The 14,460-nt window shown below is 33.4% G+C and carries 15 protein-coding genes, 1 tRNA gene and 1 pseudogene; 10 read left to right on the forward strand and 7 right to left on the reverse strand.

Annotation, left to right across the window (positions count from 1 at the left end; all coding sequences use genetic code 11):
- Positions 1 to 124: 124 nt before the first annotated feature.
- From J3U16_RS09245 to fruA, 8 genes are all read left to right on the forward strand, one after another.
- Complete coding sequence (locus J3U16_RS09245) at positions 125 to 1,081, forward strand: siderophore ABC transporter substrate-binding protein (protein ID WP_267342928.1); 957 nt, start codon at positions 125 to 127, stop codon at positions 1,079 to 1,081.
- Between the two features lie 8 nt (positions 1,082 to 1,089).
- Complete coding sequence (locus J3U16_RS09250) at positions 1,090 to 2,049, forward strand: ABC transporter permease (RefSeq protein ID WP_267342930.1); 960 nt, start codon at positions 1,090 to 1,092, stop codon at positions 2,047 to 2,049.
- Positions 2,039 to 3,010 (forward strand): iron chelate uptake ABC transporter family permease subunit, encoded by a 972-nt coding sequence (locus J3U16_RS09255; RefSeq protein WP_065735126.1) that lies wholly within the window; start codon positions 2,039 to 2,041, stop codon positions 3,008 to 3,010. Before J3U16_RS09250 ends, J3U16_RS09255 begins: the two co-directional genes overlap by 11 nt.
- Positions 3,007 to 3,762: an ABC transporter ATP-binding protein gene (locus J3U16_RS09260; protein WP_220225631.1), complete on the forward strand. Its 756-nt coding sequence runs from the start codon at positions 3,007 to 3,009 to the stop codon at positions 3,760 to 3,762. Before J3U16_RS09255 ends, J3U16_RS09260 begins: the two co-directional genes overlap by 4 nt.
- Before the next feature lie 145 nt (positions 3,763 to 3,907).
- A complete protein-coding gene (cra, locus tag J3U16_RS09265) occupies positions 3,908 to 4,945 on the forward strand; it encodes a catabolite repressor/activator (protein WP_267342931.1) in 1,038 nt (345 codons plus the stop codon).
- 189 nt (positions 4,946 to 5,134) lie between these two features.
- A complete protein-coding gene (fruB, locus tag J3U16_RS09270) occupies positions 5,135 to 6,325 on the forward strand; it encodes a fused PTS fructose transporter subunit IIA/HPr protein (protein WP_267342932.1) in 1,191 nt (396 codons plus the stop codon).
- 2 nt (positions 6,326 to 6,327) lie between these two features.
- Positions 6,328 to 7,263 (forward strand): 1-phosphofructokinase, encoded by a 936-nt coding sequence (gene fruK, locus J3U16_RS09275; protein ID WP_267338794.1) that lies wholly within the window; start codon positions 6,328 to 6,330, stop codon positions 7,261 to 7,263.
- An 8-nt stretch (positions 7,264 to 7,271) separates the two neighbouring features.
- The gene (fruA, locus tag J3U16_RS09280) at positions 7,272 to 9,014 is read left to right on the forward strand and encodes a PTS fructose transporter subunit IIBC (RefSeq protein WP_267337132.1); all 1,743 of its coding nucleotides are present in this window, start codon (positions 7,272 to 7,274) and stop codon (positions 9,012 to 9,014) included.
- A 51-nt stretch (positions 9,015 to 9,065) separates the two neighbouring features.
- Here the strand turns inward: fruA and J3U16_RS09285 are convergent, their stop codons facing one another.
- Positions 9,066 to 9,638: a TIGR00730 family Rossman fold protein gene (locus J3U16_RS09285; RefSeq protein WP_267337131.1), complete on the reverse strand. Its 573-nt coding sequence runs from the start codon at positions 9,636 to 9,638 to the stop codon at positions 9,066 to 9,068.
- Between the two features lie 142 nt (positions 9,639 to 9,780).
- Between J3U16_RS09285 and J3U16_RS09290 the strand changes: the two genes are divergently transcribed.
- Both J3U16_RS09290 and J3U16_RS09295 read left to right on the forward strand, forming a co-directional pair.
- Positions 9,781 to 9,856: transfer RNA gene (locus J3U16_RS09290), tRNA-Asn, on the forward strand.
- Positions 9,857 to 10,361: 505 nt separating this feature from the next.
- Positions 10,362 to 10,602 (forward strand): annotated as a pseudogene (locus J3U16_RS09295) (transposase); the annotation flags it as partial.
- Between the two features lie 59 nt (positions 10,603 to 10,661).
- On the opposite strand, the gene J3U16_RS09300 reads toward J3U16_RS09295, so the two are convergent.
- The 6 genes from J3U16_RS09300 to J3U16_RS09325 all read right to left on the reverse strand — a co-directional run.
- Entirely contained in the window at positions 10,662 to 11,015 is a 354-nt protein-coding gene (locus J3U16_RS09300) for an immunity 22 family protein (protein ID WP_267330401.1), read from the reverse strand.
- Between the two features lie 181 nt (positions 11,016 to 11,196).
- On the reverse strand, positions 11,197 to 11,877 hold the full coding sequence (locus J3U16_RS09305; protein ID WP_267330402.1) for a toxin-antitoxin system YwqK family antitoxin: 681 nt from the start codon (positions 11,875 to 11,877) through the stop codon (positions 11,197 to 11,199).
- Positions 11,878 to 11,884: 7 nt separating this feature from the next.
- Positions 11,885 to 12,412, reverse strand: a complete 528-nt coding sequence (locus tag J3U16_RS09310; protein WP_267342933.1) for an N-acetylmuramoyl-L-alanine amidase — start codon at positions 12,410 to 12,412, stop codon at positions 11,885 to 11,887.
- 312 nt (positions 12,413 to 12,724) lie between these two features.
- Complete coding sequence (locus J3U16_RS09315) at positions 12,725 to 13,282, reverse strand: hypothetical protein (RefSeq protein ID WP_267330404.1); 558 nt, start codon at positions 13,280 to 13,282, stop codon at positions 12,725 to 12,727.
- Positions 13,283 to 13,449: 167 nt separating this feature from the next.
- A complete protein-coding gene (locus J3U16_RS09320; RefSeq protein ID WP_267342934.1) occupies positions 13,450 to 13,578 on the reverse strand; it encodes a hypothetical protein in 129 nt (42 codons plus the stop codon).
- A gap of 100 nt (positions 13,579 to 13,678) precedes the next feature.
- On the reverse strand, positions 13,679 to 14,460 hold a 782-nt coding region (locus tag J3U16_RS09325; protein ID WP_267342935.1), incomplete at its 5' end, for a hypothetical protein.

The raw sequence follows: 14,460 nt of genomic DNA on the forward strand, positions 1-14,460 counted from the left end.
GATTTTTTTGTTTATCAAAGTTCATTGAACACTTATTTATTTTTAGTTACAATTCAGTCTAAATGATAATCATTCTATTTATCATTTACGCGCTTTTGAACTAAGCTAATAATTAGGAGTTACAATGTTTTCATCTATCAAATTTAAATTTTTAGTATTACTAACCGCTTTATTTGCTTTAGTTGGTTGTGATGATAAAAAAGAAGTACCTGCCGCTAATAAAGCTTCAATCGTTGTTGAACATGCTCAAGGTAAAACAGACGTTCCTGAAAATCCGAAAAAAGTGGTAGTGTTTAATGTAGCAACACTTGATATTATTGATGCATTAAATATTCCCGTTACTGCGGTTCCTCAATCTGATGTGCATTTCCCCGAGTTCTTATCTAAATATGCTGATAAAACTTATACCAATGTCGGTACATTATTTGAACCAAATTATGAAGTATTAAGTTCATTACAACCTGATGTGATTATTGCAGGTGGTCGTGCCACTGATGTATATAAAAAATTAAGTGATATTGCACCGACAATTTCGCTTGATATTGATCCTAATAATTTTGTGGCTAGTTTGACGCAGCGTACTGAGCAGTTAGGTAATATTTTTGGTAAACAAGCAGAAGCTAAAAAACTAATTGCTGATTTTAATCAGAAAATTGATAGCTTAAAACCAAAAACTAGCACTGCTGGAACGGCTTTAGTGATTATGGTTAATGGCGGCAAAATGTCTGCATATGGCCCTAAATCGCGTTTTGGTTTTATTTTTGATGTATTAGGTTTTGAACCTGCAACAACATTCCAAGAAGCAGGACGTCATGGTAATGCAGTAACTTCTGAATTTGTATCAAGTGTTAATCCACAATGGATATTTGTGCTTGATAGAGATAACGCAATTGGTAATAAAGAAGCACAGTCTGCACAACAGGTTTTAAATAACGAATTAATTCAAAAAACCGATGCATGGCAACAAAACCATATTGTTTATTTAGATTCTACTTCTATGTATATCTCTGGTGGTATTCAAACTTATAGTCGTTTGATGGATCAAATAAGTGATGTTTTACAAAAATCATCAGCAAATTAATATAAATCATGTCTAAAACGGTTTACTTTATTGCAGGCATTGTTTTTTTATTCGCAATGGCTGCATTAAGCCTTTTTATTGGTGCTGGGCACGTTACGTTAGCTGATTTATGGTCTGACAGTAATATGCGACAAATCTTTTTTGTTAGTCGAGTACCTAGAACAGTGGCATTATTATTAGCTGGCAGCGCCATGAGCGTTGCTGGTTTAATTATGCAACTCCTTACCCAAAATCGATTTGTGGAACCTTCGTTAGTAGGTACAACTCAGTCGGCTAGCCTTGGTTTATTAGTGATGATAGTGCTTGCACCTGGTGCAAGTGTGATGATGAAAATGGTGGTTGCCAGCTTATTTGCTATGGCGGGCACAATGTTATTTATGTTCATTTCTCGCAAAATTGTTTTTAAATCTGCCCTTATGGTCCCTCTTATTGGGATTATGCTAGGTGCGGTAATTAGTGCCATTTGTACTTTTTTTGCGATGTATTTTGACCTATTACAATCACTTGGTGGTTGGGAGTCAGGAGACTTTTCCGGAATCTTGCAAGGTCGTTATGAGTTATTATGGTTAGTTGGAGGTATTACTCTACTTGCTTGTTGGAGTGCAGATCGGTTCACTGTTGCCGGTTTAGGTAGAGACTTTTCGGTTAATGTTGGGCTTAATTATAATCGAGTCATGTTAATTGGTCTTGTTGTGATTGCTTTGATAGGTGGAATAGTCGTTGTGGTGGTTGGTGTATTGCCATTTTTAGGACTGATTGTTCCCAATATTGTCAGTTTATTATTTGGTGATAATGTTAGAAAAACGATTCCTTGGATCTGTTTATTAGGCAGTGGGCTTGTTTTGCTATGTGATATTATTGGACGCGTTATCCGTTATCCATTTGAAATACCAGCCAGTGTCATTCTTGGTGTAGTAGGGGCTATTATTTTTTTAGTATTGTTGAGTAAAAAACGTCATGCTAGTTAATCAAAAACGCCATATTTCTAGCCGAAAAACAGTATGGTTATTACTTGGTATTGCTGTGCTTTGTGTTGTTTTTTTCATGACATTTAATTTAAAAGGCAACATCAGCTACATTTTGACACATCGGACTTGGATTGTATTAACGATGATTTTAGTTGCTTTTTCGGCGGCAACGTCAACATTACTTTTCCAAACTGTTACGAATAATCGAATTTTAACACCTTCAATAATGGGGTTTGAATCACTGTTTGTGTTGATTCAAACAGTAGTAATATTTTTTATTGATGCTCAAGGTATCCCTTATATTGGTATTGTCGGTAAATTTATCTTTGAGTCATTACTATTAATTTTATTTTCTCTATTTTTGTATCGAGGATTATTTAACAAACTTAAACAAAATCTTCATTTAGTTTTATTAATTGGGATTATTCTAGGAACGCTGTTCCGTAGTTTTTCCAATTTATTACAACGCCTAATGACACCAACTGAATTTGCTGTATTACAAAGTCGAATTTTTGCAACATTTACTCGAGCTGAACCCGTACTAATTGTCTTTTCATTAGTTATTTCCAGCATAATTGGTCTATTTTTATGGCGAATGCGTTTTCGGTTTGATGTACTAGCATTAGGTCGTGATAATGCGATTAATCTTGGTATCGATTATCAAAAAAGTGTCACCATTATTTTATTATTAGTTTCGGTATTAGTGTCAATATCGACCGCATTAGTTGGTCCATTTACGTTTTTAGGCTTACTTATTGCAAATTTAGCGTACAGTATTAGTGGTTCCAGCCAACATCGCTTTTTATTGCCAACCGCATTTTTATTAGGAATTATTTTCCTTGTTGGTGGGCAAATGTTTTTAGAGCATGTTTTAAACATGGTTGGTGCATTATCTATTGTAATTGAGTTTATTGGTGGTTCGCTGTTTATCTTCTTATTATTGAAAAAGGTTCCAATGTGATAGAAATTGATAATATTAGTAAAAAATATCAAACCATATCTGTATTAAAAAATGTGAATGCGACCATATCACAAGGTGGAGTGACAGCTATCATAGGTCCTAATGGTGCAGGTAAATCGACATTATTATCAATTATTAGTCGTCTATTACTGGCTGATGAAGGACAAGTAAAAATACAAAGTATGGACGTGGTTAATACGCCAAGTGACAAACTTGCCACCTACTTATCGGTATTGAGGCAAGAAAACCGTTTTACTAGCAGATTAACTGTTTTTGAATTAGTAGGATTTGGACGTTATCCTTATTCAAAAGGGCGATTAAATAAAGATGACTTAGCACATATCCATCGAGCACTGGAATTCTTAAATTTAACTGAGTATAAAGATCGGTTTTTAGATGAACTTTCTGGCGGGCAACGACAACGTGCTTATGTTGCTATGGTGCTTTGTCAAGATACTGAGTATGTTTTGCTTGATGAACCGCTAAACAATCTTGATATGAAACACGCAGTTTCGATGATGAAACAGTTACGCCGAGCGGCCGATGAACTCGGTAAAACGATTGTTATTGTTATCCATGATATCAATTTTGCCTCAGTTTATTCTGATTATATTTTAGCCATGAAAGATGGCCAACTTGTTTATCAAGGTAGTCCAAAAGAAATTATGAATTCAACTATTTTAGAAGATATATTTGATACGCCAGTAAAAATAGAAACGATACATAACCAAAACATTGCTATTTATTATTAATAAAAGATTTTTTAACTAAAAGGGTTTAGATTCACACTAAATCCTTTTTTTCTTATAATTCGTTAAGTTTAAATGATAAGTTCTGTTTACATTTAATTTGTGTTCAGTTTAAATAACTGATGAATTTTTTTATTGAGATATATTCATGAAATTAGAACAAATTGCACTGTTAGCTGGCGTTTCAAGAACGACAGCCAGCTATGTAATAAATGGTAAAGCTAAAGACTACCGAGTTAGTGATAAAACCATTGCTAAAGTGATGGCAGTAGTGAAAGAATATAATTACCAACCCAATGCTGTAGCAGCAGGTCTAAGAGCGGGGAAAACACGTACTATTGGTATCATCATTCCAGACTTTGAAAATATAAGTTATACCCGAATTGCAAGTTACTTAGAGCAGTTGTTAAGAAAAGAAGGCTATCAATTATTGCTTTCTTGTTCTGAAGATAATCCGGAAATTGAAAAAGAGTGTGTAAAACATTTAAAGCAACGCCGTGTAGATGCTTTAGTCATTTCTTCATCGTTTGTTAATGATTCTGATTATGCGTTTTACAACGGTTGGCAAAATAGTGATACTCCTTTGTTTGCATTAGACAGAACACTCTCAACATCTGAATTTAGGAATGTTGTTGGATCTGACAAAGAAGATTCTAAAATGCTAGCTCAAGCTTTTAATCAATTTGTTGATGGAACAGTCGCTTATATTGGTGCATTACCTAACTTGTCTGTTAGCCAGCTACGAATGGAGGGTTTTAAGGAAGTTGCTCTAAATCATAGCAATAAAGTTGATTTTTTGTGTGCAAATAATTATAGTCGTCGCGATGCAGAGGTTACTTTTAGTCAATGGTTGGCAAATAATGATTTACCAAACGGCATTTTTTCCACTTCTTTTTCTTTATTACAAGGCACCATTGATGCAATTCTGAAAAAGTTTGGTCGTTTACCGGATAATCTAACAATTGCCACCTTTGGTGATAATGAGTTACTCGATTTTTTACCGTGTAAATTGATTGCGTTATCTCAAGATCATAAATCAGTATCAGAAGTAACCATTGAATTATTATTAAATAGTTTGCATAAAAAGAACTATCAACCAGGAACAACAGTCATACCGCGACGTTTAATTTATCGAGGTAGCCTGAGTCGAGAAAAATTGCTAAAAAGTCAAATTAAATCGTCATAGAGCTAAAAAGATTTACTCAAAAAGCTGATCTAGATCACATTTTAGGAATTAATAGATATAATTTATTTGATAATTAGGACGTTTATATTCATTATCGCTGAAACGATTCAATCATGATTCAATAACGATTATGGGATTGCTGAGTTGTTTTTAGTATATCCAATATTATAACCCAGAGGTATTTATTATATGTTTCATTTAGTTAAAGAAGATATCCATTTAAATGAACAAGCAACCAACAAAAGTGAGGCAATTAAAAAGATTGCAGCCGCATTAACTAGCGCTGGTTATGTTGAAGAAGGCTACGTTGATGGTATGCTTGAACGTGAAAGTCAAGCTGCAACTTATTTAGGTATTGGTATTGCTATACCTCATGGCACACCTAAAACTCGCCACTTAGTTAAAAAAACTGGGGTTCAAGTTTTTTGTTTTCCTCAAGGCGTAGAGTGGGGTGATGATGGCGAAAAAGCTTATCTAACTATTGGTATCGCTGCGAGTTCTGATGAGCATTTAGAATTACTTCGCCAATTAACTCATGTACTTGGTGCTGATGGGGTTGAAGAGCGAATCAAAAAAATCCAAACTGCCGATGAAGCTTTAGCTATTTTAACTGGCAAAGAAAGTGTAGAAGATAGTCAATTTGTAATTGATGAATCCTCATTATTATTGGATATACAAGCTGATAGCTTAACTACATTACAAGCTTTAAATGCTTCACGTTTAAAACAACACGATGCGGTTAATGTCAGCTTTATTACGAACGTACTTGATAATAAACCAAGTTATTTAGGTAATGGGGTATGGTTAAGTGACAGCCGCGAAGGCAATTTAAAAAATGCGATTGCTATTAGCCGTACGGTGAATGATCTTAATCAAGATGGCAAACCAGTTAAGCTTCTTATTACTATTTCAGCTGTTGATGATTCAGTAACAGCTATCGTGAATAACATTGCATCATTAGCTTATAACCAAAAATTAGCATTATTAATTTCTGCAAAAAGTGATGATTTTAATAATCTACTCCTATCAGGGGATCATTCTGTATCATCTGAAACATCAGAAAATGTTAATGATTCATCAAACAGTGGTGCTAATGGTGAAGAATTAAGCCGAGTATTTGTTATTCCAAATGAAAATGGCTTACACACTCGCCCATCATCAGTTCTTGTCAAATTAGTTAAAGAGTTCAATAGCAAAGTGACGGTAGCTAATCTAGATGGTAAAAACGAGCCAGTGAGTGCAACTAGTTTAATGAAAATTGTTGCGTTAGGTGCGAAAAAAGGTAGCCGTTTACAATTTACTGCTGTTGGTAATGATGCAGAACAAGTATTAGATGCAATCGGTAAAGCAATTGAAAGTGGTTTAGGAGAGGGTGCTTAATCATGACTTATCGTGTTGCAACGATCACTTTAAATCCTGCTTATGATTTATTAGGTTTTTGTCCAAAAGTTGAGCTTGGTGATGTTAACTTAGTTCAAACTAACGCTTTGCTTGCTGCGGGTAAAGGTATCAATGTTGCCAAAGTATTATCTGATCTTGGTATTAAATTAACCGTGGGTGGTTTTTTAGGTAAAGAGAATCGTGATGGTTTTAATTTACTTTTTAAATCTCTGAATGTTGATGATAAATTCCAGACCGTTGATGGCCGTACCCGAATTAACGTTAAACTCACTGAAGAAAATAGTGAAGTCACTGACCTAAATTTTTCAGGTTTCACGATTAACGATCAAGATTGGCAAACTTTCGTTTCCAATTCTTTAGAATGGTTGAAAGAGATAGATATGGTTGCCATTAGTGGTAGTTTACCTGCTGGAGTATCACTGGAAAAATTCACAGAATGGATGAAACAAGTTAAAACAATTTGTCCTAAAGTGGTCTTTGATAGTAGCCGTGATGCTTTAGTAGCAGGGCTTAAGGCCAACCCTTGGTTAATTAAACCAAATGATAAAGAACTGGAAATGTGGGTAGGCAGAAAACTATCTACATTATCAGAAATTAAAACAGCAGCCATGGAACTTATTGATGGTGGGGTAGAAAACGTAGTAATTTCACTTGGCAGCAAAGGTGCTTTGTGGGTAACTAAACGTGAAGCATGGTTAGCCAAACCACCTAAATGTAAAGTGGTTAGCACTGTTGGTGCTGGTGATTCAATGGTCGGTGGGTTAATGTATGGTTTATTAAATAATAAATCAATCAAAGACACCCTAGTATTTGCATCAAGTGTTGCCGCTTTATCTGTTGAACAAGCTGGTGTTGGTGTGTCAGACCGTCAAGCGGTTACCAACATGTCGGAAAAAATTGAAATAATCGCTGGATAGGAGTATTCATGAATATATACATAGTTGAAGGTAGCAATTCAGGCCCAGTTAATGGGCGATTAGCTAAAGCGGAATTAGCGTTAGCTGCTAATTCTTTAAATTTTAAAATTGTTGATAATGCAACATCAGCCGATACTATCATTTCGGTTGGTAGCGGTAATATTAGTGACAAATCAGTTATTGGCAAAAAAGTTTATGTTGTTAATGATATAAATGATGTTTTTGCTGATCCTAAAAAAATCTTAAATGATGCACAAAGTAAAGCAACTGTTTATGAACAATCGACTGGTGATACTAGCACTTCTGTGGCAAACAGTGGACAAAAACGTATTGTTGCGGTAACTGCTTGTCCAACAGGTGTTGCTCATACATTTATGGCAGCTGAAGCGATTGAAGAAGAAGCGAAAAAACGTGGTTGGTGGTGTAAAGTAGAAACTCGTGGTTCTGTTGGTGTTGGAAATGAATTAACACCAGAAGAGATTGCTTCTGCTGATGTAGTTATAGCTGCATGTGATATTGATGTTGATTTAAGCAAATTTGCTGGTAAAAAACTTTATCGTACCAAAACTGGTCCAGCTCTTAAAAAGACCGCTCAGGAATTAGATAAAGCATTTGAAGAAGCAACAATTTATCAACCGTCTGGTTCTACTTCTGTTGCAACATCAAGCAATGAAAAGAAAGGCTTTTATCAACATCTACTAACAGGTGTGTCTTACATGTTGCCAATGGTGGTTGCAGGTGGTTTGATCATTGCACTTTCTTTTGCTTTTGGTCAGTTCCAAGAAGTATTAAAAACAGTTACTGTACTTGAAAATGGCGTACAAGTTGTTAAACAAACTCTTGTAAATGAGCTTGTTGGTGAACCTCATTTAGCTCAAATTGGTGGTTTAGCCTTCTCGTTAATGGTTCCATTGCTTGCTGGTTATATTGCTTACTCAATTGCTGATAGACCAGGGCTTGCTCCTGGCCTAGTTGGTGGTTTACTTGCAGTTTCAACTGGTGCAGGATTCTTAGGTGGTATTATCATTGGTTATTTTGCAGGTTATGTCGCATTAGCTATTACAAAATACTTACCATTACCAAAAAGTATGGAAGCATTGAAACCAATATTAATTGTGCCTTTACTTGCAACTTTAATTACTGGTCTTGTTATGCAATTTGTTGTTGGTACGCCAATCGCATGGTTAATGAAAATTATTACTGTATGGCTAAATACCATGAATGGTGCTAATGCTGTTATGTTAGGTGCATTATTAGGCGGTATGATGTGTACTGATATGGGTGGACCAATTAATAAAGTTGCTTATGCTTTTGGTACTGGTATGATTTCTTCACAAGTTTATGCACCTATGGCTGCAGTTATGGCGGGGGGAATGGTTCCTCCATTAGCGATGGGATTAGCTACTTTAATCGCTCGTAAAAAATTTGCTAAAGCAGAACAAGAAAGTGGTAAAGCATCTTTAGTTTTAGGTCTATGCTTTATCTCTGAAGGGGCAATTCCTTTTGCAGCGCGTGATCCGTTACGTGTTATCCCTTGTTGTATTGTTGGTGGTGCAATCACTGGTGGTATGGCATTAGCATTTGGTTCAACGTTAATGACGCCTCATGGTGGTTTATTTGCATTAGCAATCCCTGGCGTAGTTAAACCTGTTGGTGGATATATATTATCAATCGTTGCAGGCTCTGTAATTGCAGGTGTTGCTTACGCATTGATTAAAAAACCTGAATCACAAACAACAGCTATCGCATAATAATTATGCAACTAAAAACGCCATCAGTTGATGGCGTTTTTTTATATTAAATTATTTTTTTACCCAGCGTTGTAAGTCTTTTGGTATAAAGTTGTCCATTTTTTCTAACATTGAATCAGCAGTATCTGAGATAATTAATGTTTGATAAAAACTTTCTCGAATAAAACCTTCTTGTACTGCGTGCTTTAAAAAGTTCAGTAAAGGTTGCCAAAATTGGCTATTAAATAGTGCGACGGGTTTTTCATGATAACCAATTTGCATCCCTGTCCAAACTTCAAAAAGCTCTTCTAACGTGCCCGTTCCCCCTGGCATTGCAATAAATCCATCGGCAAGTTCAGTTAGTCTTGCTTTACGTTGATGCATATTTTCAACAACTTCTAATCGAGTAATACCAAGGTGTGCAGTTTCGGCTTTGACTAATTTTTCTGGAATGATGCCAATAACCTCACCACCATGATCTAAAACGGAATTAGCAATTATGCCCATTAATCCTTTATTGCCTCCGCCATAGATTAATCGTCTATTTTGATTGGCAATAACCTTGCCTAATTGCATAGCCGCTGTACGATACTCTGGACGATTCCCTTCACTAGCACCACAAAAAACACAAATATTCTTTTTCATAAATTTTACTCTACTTGTTAATCTGTACTATTTTAGCATAGTATTCACGCTATTTGCTTACAAGCTGAGCAGTTAAACTTAATTAGTGTTTTATAGATTGACATAATCGTCATAGATAGTTAATATTCTGTCCGTCAAGTGTTCCTCCATAGTTCAGTCGGTAGAACGGCGGACTGTTAATCCGTATGTCACTGGTTCAAGTCCAGTTGGAGGAGCCAACTTTCCACTTTATCTCATATCTATACATCTATATTTGTTTATAAATCAATATCTTGTATTTTTTTTAGTATTCCTCTTATCCATATACATCTATCAATTTAATATTTTTTCGGGTTCAAATGAGGGTAAACAAAAATACTCATTTTTTCCCAAAGGGAAAGAAATTTATGCCAAAAATAATAAAAAGATTGACTGATAATCAAATCAAAAATAGCCGAGTAAAGGATAAAAATTTGTATCTAAGAGACGGAAATGGTTTAGTTCTTATTGTTCGAAAAAACAATATTAAAAACTGGGCTTTTAAATATACGATCCTATAAATAAATTTGTGTATTTGCCTATTTTTGAACTACTCTAATGATAAAAAATAGGTAGATAAAAAATAGACGAAAAAAGATTAAGAGAAATGGCCGTAGAGCTTGCCAAAGTCATAAAGACTCAGGAAGATTTAGGCAAATTAACGGGCTTTATGAATAAACTGGTGATTGAAAACGGTGTCAAATGAAGAAATGGCGCAGACATTGGAAAATATCAGCCCCTTCTTTGTTTATTCTAAGAATATTCGCAAAGCGATTTATATCACTAATGCAATAGAATCTTTAAATAGTGTTATTCGTCATGCTATCAAGAAACGTAAGGTTTTCCCGACCGATGACTCAGTTAAAAAGGTCATCTATTTAGCGATACAACAAGCTTCTAAAAAATGGCAATGCCTATCCAAAACTGGAAAATAAACAAAATATAGGATAGGGTCAAGCTAACTTAAGGGTTGGCTTTATGATTTATTTTTATTGTTTTTTGATATTACTCTTCATATTCATATACTCCAAGAAAAAATATATTACTATTCTGTTTAACTTCTCCGTCATATTTATATTTATAAACAGCAATTAAGGAATTATAATTTTTATCTTCACTTTTTATTTGGTTTATAAATGTTTCTGAATAAGAGATAGGTTCAATAAGATTTTCAACTGAAAGAAAATCTCCAGCACAATAAGCTTCTTGAAAATCTTGATCATAATAGTCTATTTTAAAGTCTTTAGTGAATTGAGATCTTGGCAAATCTTCATTGTCTAGATATTCCATTAAAAGATAATTTTCTAATTGTTCATTATCTTGAAAATTACCAATCCAAATTGAAACATTTTTTTTCATTATTATTTTTTTATTTATATGAGAATAATCCTAATGGTAGAGCATTTCTACCTCCTTTTAATCTATAGTCAGCCCAGTTATTTAATCTTCTTATAAAAAGCGGTAAAATTGTTGTTCTGGGTTGATAGGCTGGTGCGGACGCCATTGGATTTTTATTTTTTCATTTTTCAATTATTTATTATTACGGTATGGTGAAAAGCTCTTTTAACTCAGTCTCATATAAATCATCAAAATTGTAAATTTTCTTTGAAACAACTTTTCCATTCTTATATTGAGTTACGATTTTATAGTCTTTGCCTAATTCATCAGGATGATAATAGGTGGTTTCGATTAAATCGCCTTTTTCATCGTATGTTTTCCATAATCCTACAGGTATTGTGGTAGCATTATACATATCCATAAACCCTTCATATTGCTTAACGCCATTTTCAAAGTAAATAGTAGTGAGTTTGGGTAATTCTAAAGAGTCAGTAACTATTGTTTCTATATGATTTATTTGTCCATTAGGATAATATCTAACATATAATACATCTCCTTTTTTAACTTCATCTCTTACATAACGGATGAATTTTAGTTTTCCATTTGGGTAAAATCCTTGAGAAGAAATGCCGTCTCGTTGATATGATGACATATAATACACAGATTCTAATTGACCGCCTTTAGTATAGTAAGTTTCTATATAATCCGCTGCTTTATTGCCATTGATATAATATTCATACCGTAGAAAACCCTCAGGAGTATTGGATTCTTTAATTCGTACTGAATTTGAAGGGGTAGCTTCGGAAATATTTTTTGCTTCAATGCGTTGAACACATGCCAAAATGCCAACAAAAAAAATAGACACTATTAGTAATTTTTTCATTTTATTCTTAAAAATGTTTATTAATGTTGATTTCTAACCCTTGAGCAAGTTGCTCTGCTATTAAGTCCATATTGTCGTAAATACTTTTTGCATCTTTAGGGTGTGTAATATAACCAAGCTCGATTAAAACTTTATCTTTCGTTTGATTTTTTCTCCCAAGAACTCCTACATTATTTCTAGCATCAGGGTGTTTCTTTCCTATATTGACAACAGTATAACAATTAAAAATATCATTAGCTAATTCTAGCCCTTTTTTATCTCCTTCATTACAGATAACATGGGCGCCGGAAGTAAAATTGGTTAAGCCATCCGCATGAATTGAAATAAAATAATCCGCTTTGTTATTAGTAGCTATATCACAGCGAAAATAGATAGCTTCTTTATTATTGGCAACTTTAACAACGTTTTTACTATTTCCTTGATATAGGTAATGGAGCCGTCTACCGTGTATTCCATTTCTGTTTTTTCTTATCCATTGACTAAAAAGGAAATGGATTATTTGAATACAGGTTTTGGGTAGTATCGGTATTTTCAATTTCTCTGAGTCTGAGCACTAATTTACCTTTTCAGGGAGTATCGTAACATTTGGCAACACAGATAAATTTTGTTACCCAAAGAGGCTTGATTTAATTTTAAATAGGTATATTCATTAGGTTTATTCGGGGCATTTACTTTTTTTGCAAAATAGGCATCCGTTACATTAATATGAAAATCAGATTGATGTAACAAATCATAGACAATTTGATTGGGGTTGGCTGAATAGGAATCGGTTTGAGGTTGTAATACCTTGTTGCCGGGTTGATTGGGTTGTAGACTTATTTTTTGTTTATGTATCTAACTTTTAATATTATTTATTTTTAACGTTGAAACATTTAGGATCATTAATTGAATCTATGATTAAATTAATTTCATTTCCTTTCTTTCTTGACATACTATATTTACAGATTTGAATAGTATTTCCCGATTGGATTTGTTCCATGGATATTAATTCTAATAAGTTGTTTTTATCCTTTTCAAAAATGAATTTATCAACTGTTAAATGTCTGGTTTCTTGTATAATTTCTAAGGTATATTCTTTTTTACTTACTTTTGTCAAAGTAAATGTTAAATCATTTCTATCACCATAGTTACTAATTAATAATTTATAGTTTTCTTTAAATTTTATATTTCCTTGTTCTATTTGAATTATAAAATGATCATAAGGTTGATCCGATACTAAATTTTTATGGAGTTCCCCTGCATTATCAAATTGAATATGAAAAATATTATTTTTAATAATATCAGCTTCGCTCTCATCTTGAATCTTTTGTTTACTATAAACATTTTTAACTTGTCCTTGACAAGAAAAAGTTAATATCATTATTAGAATAAAAAAGATTCCTTTATTTTTTATTAATACACTCATTATATTTTATTATACCTTTTAATATTTCTGTAAACTTCTTTCTTCTTCTAAACCATTGGGGACTTTTAAATTTCATTAATTGCTCATGATACCAATAAAATTTGTATGATTAATAGATAAATTAAATCAAAAATAATTATATTATACTAAGCGTGTTTAATATCGTCCTATTTTTCAAATTCACCGATTAAAATTCTTCCCCCTCGATCTTCAGGATCTGGTTTATCATGGAATGATGCACGTAAAATGATAAATTTATCTTTATAAAATCCGACAGGTCTAGAAGTAGCAAACATACCTTTTAACTCATACTTATTCCAAGTTTGTCCATAGTCATATGAATATCGAATTGACGGGTTAATAGATGATAAAAGTTTATAGTCGCATACAAAATTTTTATATCGGTAAAAGTTCACATTTTTTTGAATCAAGTGTATATAACTCTTTTTCCTCTTCATTATAAAAAGTTGCAGACGTTTTTAACAGGTCAGCTTTACCCAAAATAAAAGTGTCATCTTGATATAGTAAGACATCATAGTTATTTTTGAAACTTTTGATGATTTGCTGGTTTTGGGTTTTAGGGTCATAACTAATGATCTGATTTTTTTGTAAAGTTAGAATGTTACCATGTGCGGTTAAATAAAATGGCTGATTGTTTAAGTCGTCAGGCAAGGGGTATTCTTCTTCTCGATTCAATAAATTAATCAGTTTTAAATTGCCTCGATTGGAATATATGACATATTTACCGTTGAATTTTTTATAATCGATATCATCGGCAGATAAATACTCATCTATTTTAACCACTTTTAGACTCTTATGATCTAAAAGATATTGGGAAATTTTTTTACTGTTATCGGGTAATCTATTTTGAGCTTCTACTAATGAATAATCATTACTGGTATCAATCCATTTCATCTCTTGTTCGGGTAGCAATAATTCTTGATAACTTTTGCCCCGATCTTTCGATACATGTATTACTGCTTGATACCCTCTTTGGCTTGAATCAAAGGCATTAAGATCTTTATTTCCAATCAAAATAATGGTGTTTTCATTGGGGGCTATAAAATCTTCAAAACGAAAAGCAGACATCGGGTCTAAGACAGTTGCTTGGTCGGTTAATTGGTATAATTGATTAAAATCGTATTTGGCTATCCATTTCATATTTCCTTGTTTATCGG

This window comes from Gilliamella sp. B3023, from assembly GCF_026536845.1.
GTDB lineage: Bacteria > Pseudomonadota > Gammaproteobacteria > Enterobacterales > Orbaceae > Gilliamella > Gilliamella apicola_E.

Coding starts and splice junctions, on each gene's coding strand:
- J3U16_RS09245 (WP_267342928.1), top strand. CDS start 125: ATGTTTTCATCTATCAAATTTAAATTTTTAGTATTACTAACCGCTTTA.
- J3U16_RS09250 (WP_267342930.1), top strand. CDS start 1,090: ATGTCTAAAACGGTTTACTTTATTGCAGGCATTGTTTTTTTATTCGCA.
- J3U16_RS09255 (WP_065735126.1), top strand. CDS start 2,039: ATGCTAGTTAATCAAAAACGCCATATTTCTAGCCGAAAAACAGTATGG.
- cra (WP_267342931.1), top strand. CDS start 3,908: ATGAAATTAGAACAAATTGCACTGTTAGCTGGCGTTTCAAGAACGACA.
- fruB (WP_267342932.1), top strand. CDS start 5,135: ATGTTTCATTTAGTTAAAGAAGATATCCATTTAAATGAACAAGCAACC.
- fruK (WP_267338794.1), top strand. CDS start 6,328: ATGACTTATCGTGTTGCAACGATCACTTTAAATCCTGCTTATGATTTA.
- fruA (WP_267337132.1), top strand. CDS start 7,272: ATGAATATATACATAGTTGAAGGTAGCAATTCAGGCCCAGTTAATGGG.
- J3U16_RS09285 (WP_267337131.1), bottom strand. CDS start 9,638: ATGAAAAAGAATATTTGTGTTTTTTGTGGTGCTAGTGAAGGGAATCGT.
- J3U16_RS09300 (WP_267330401.1), bottom strand. CDS start 11,015: ATGAAAAAAAATGTTTCAATTTGGATTGGTAATTTTCAAGATAATGAA.
- J3U16_RS09305 (WP_267330402.1), bottom strand. CDS start 11,877: ATGAAAAAATTACTAATAGTGTCTATTTTTTTTGTTGGCATTTTGGCA.
- J3U16_RS09315 (WP_267330404.1), bottom strand. CDS start 13,282: ATGAGTGTATTAATAAAAAATAAAGGAATCTTTTTTATTCTAATAATG.
- J3U16_RS09320 (WP_267342934.1), bottom strand. CDS start 13,578: ATGTTTGCTACTTCTAGACCTGTCGGATTTTATAAAGATAAATTTATC.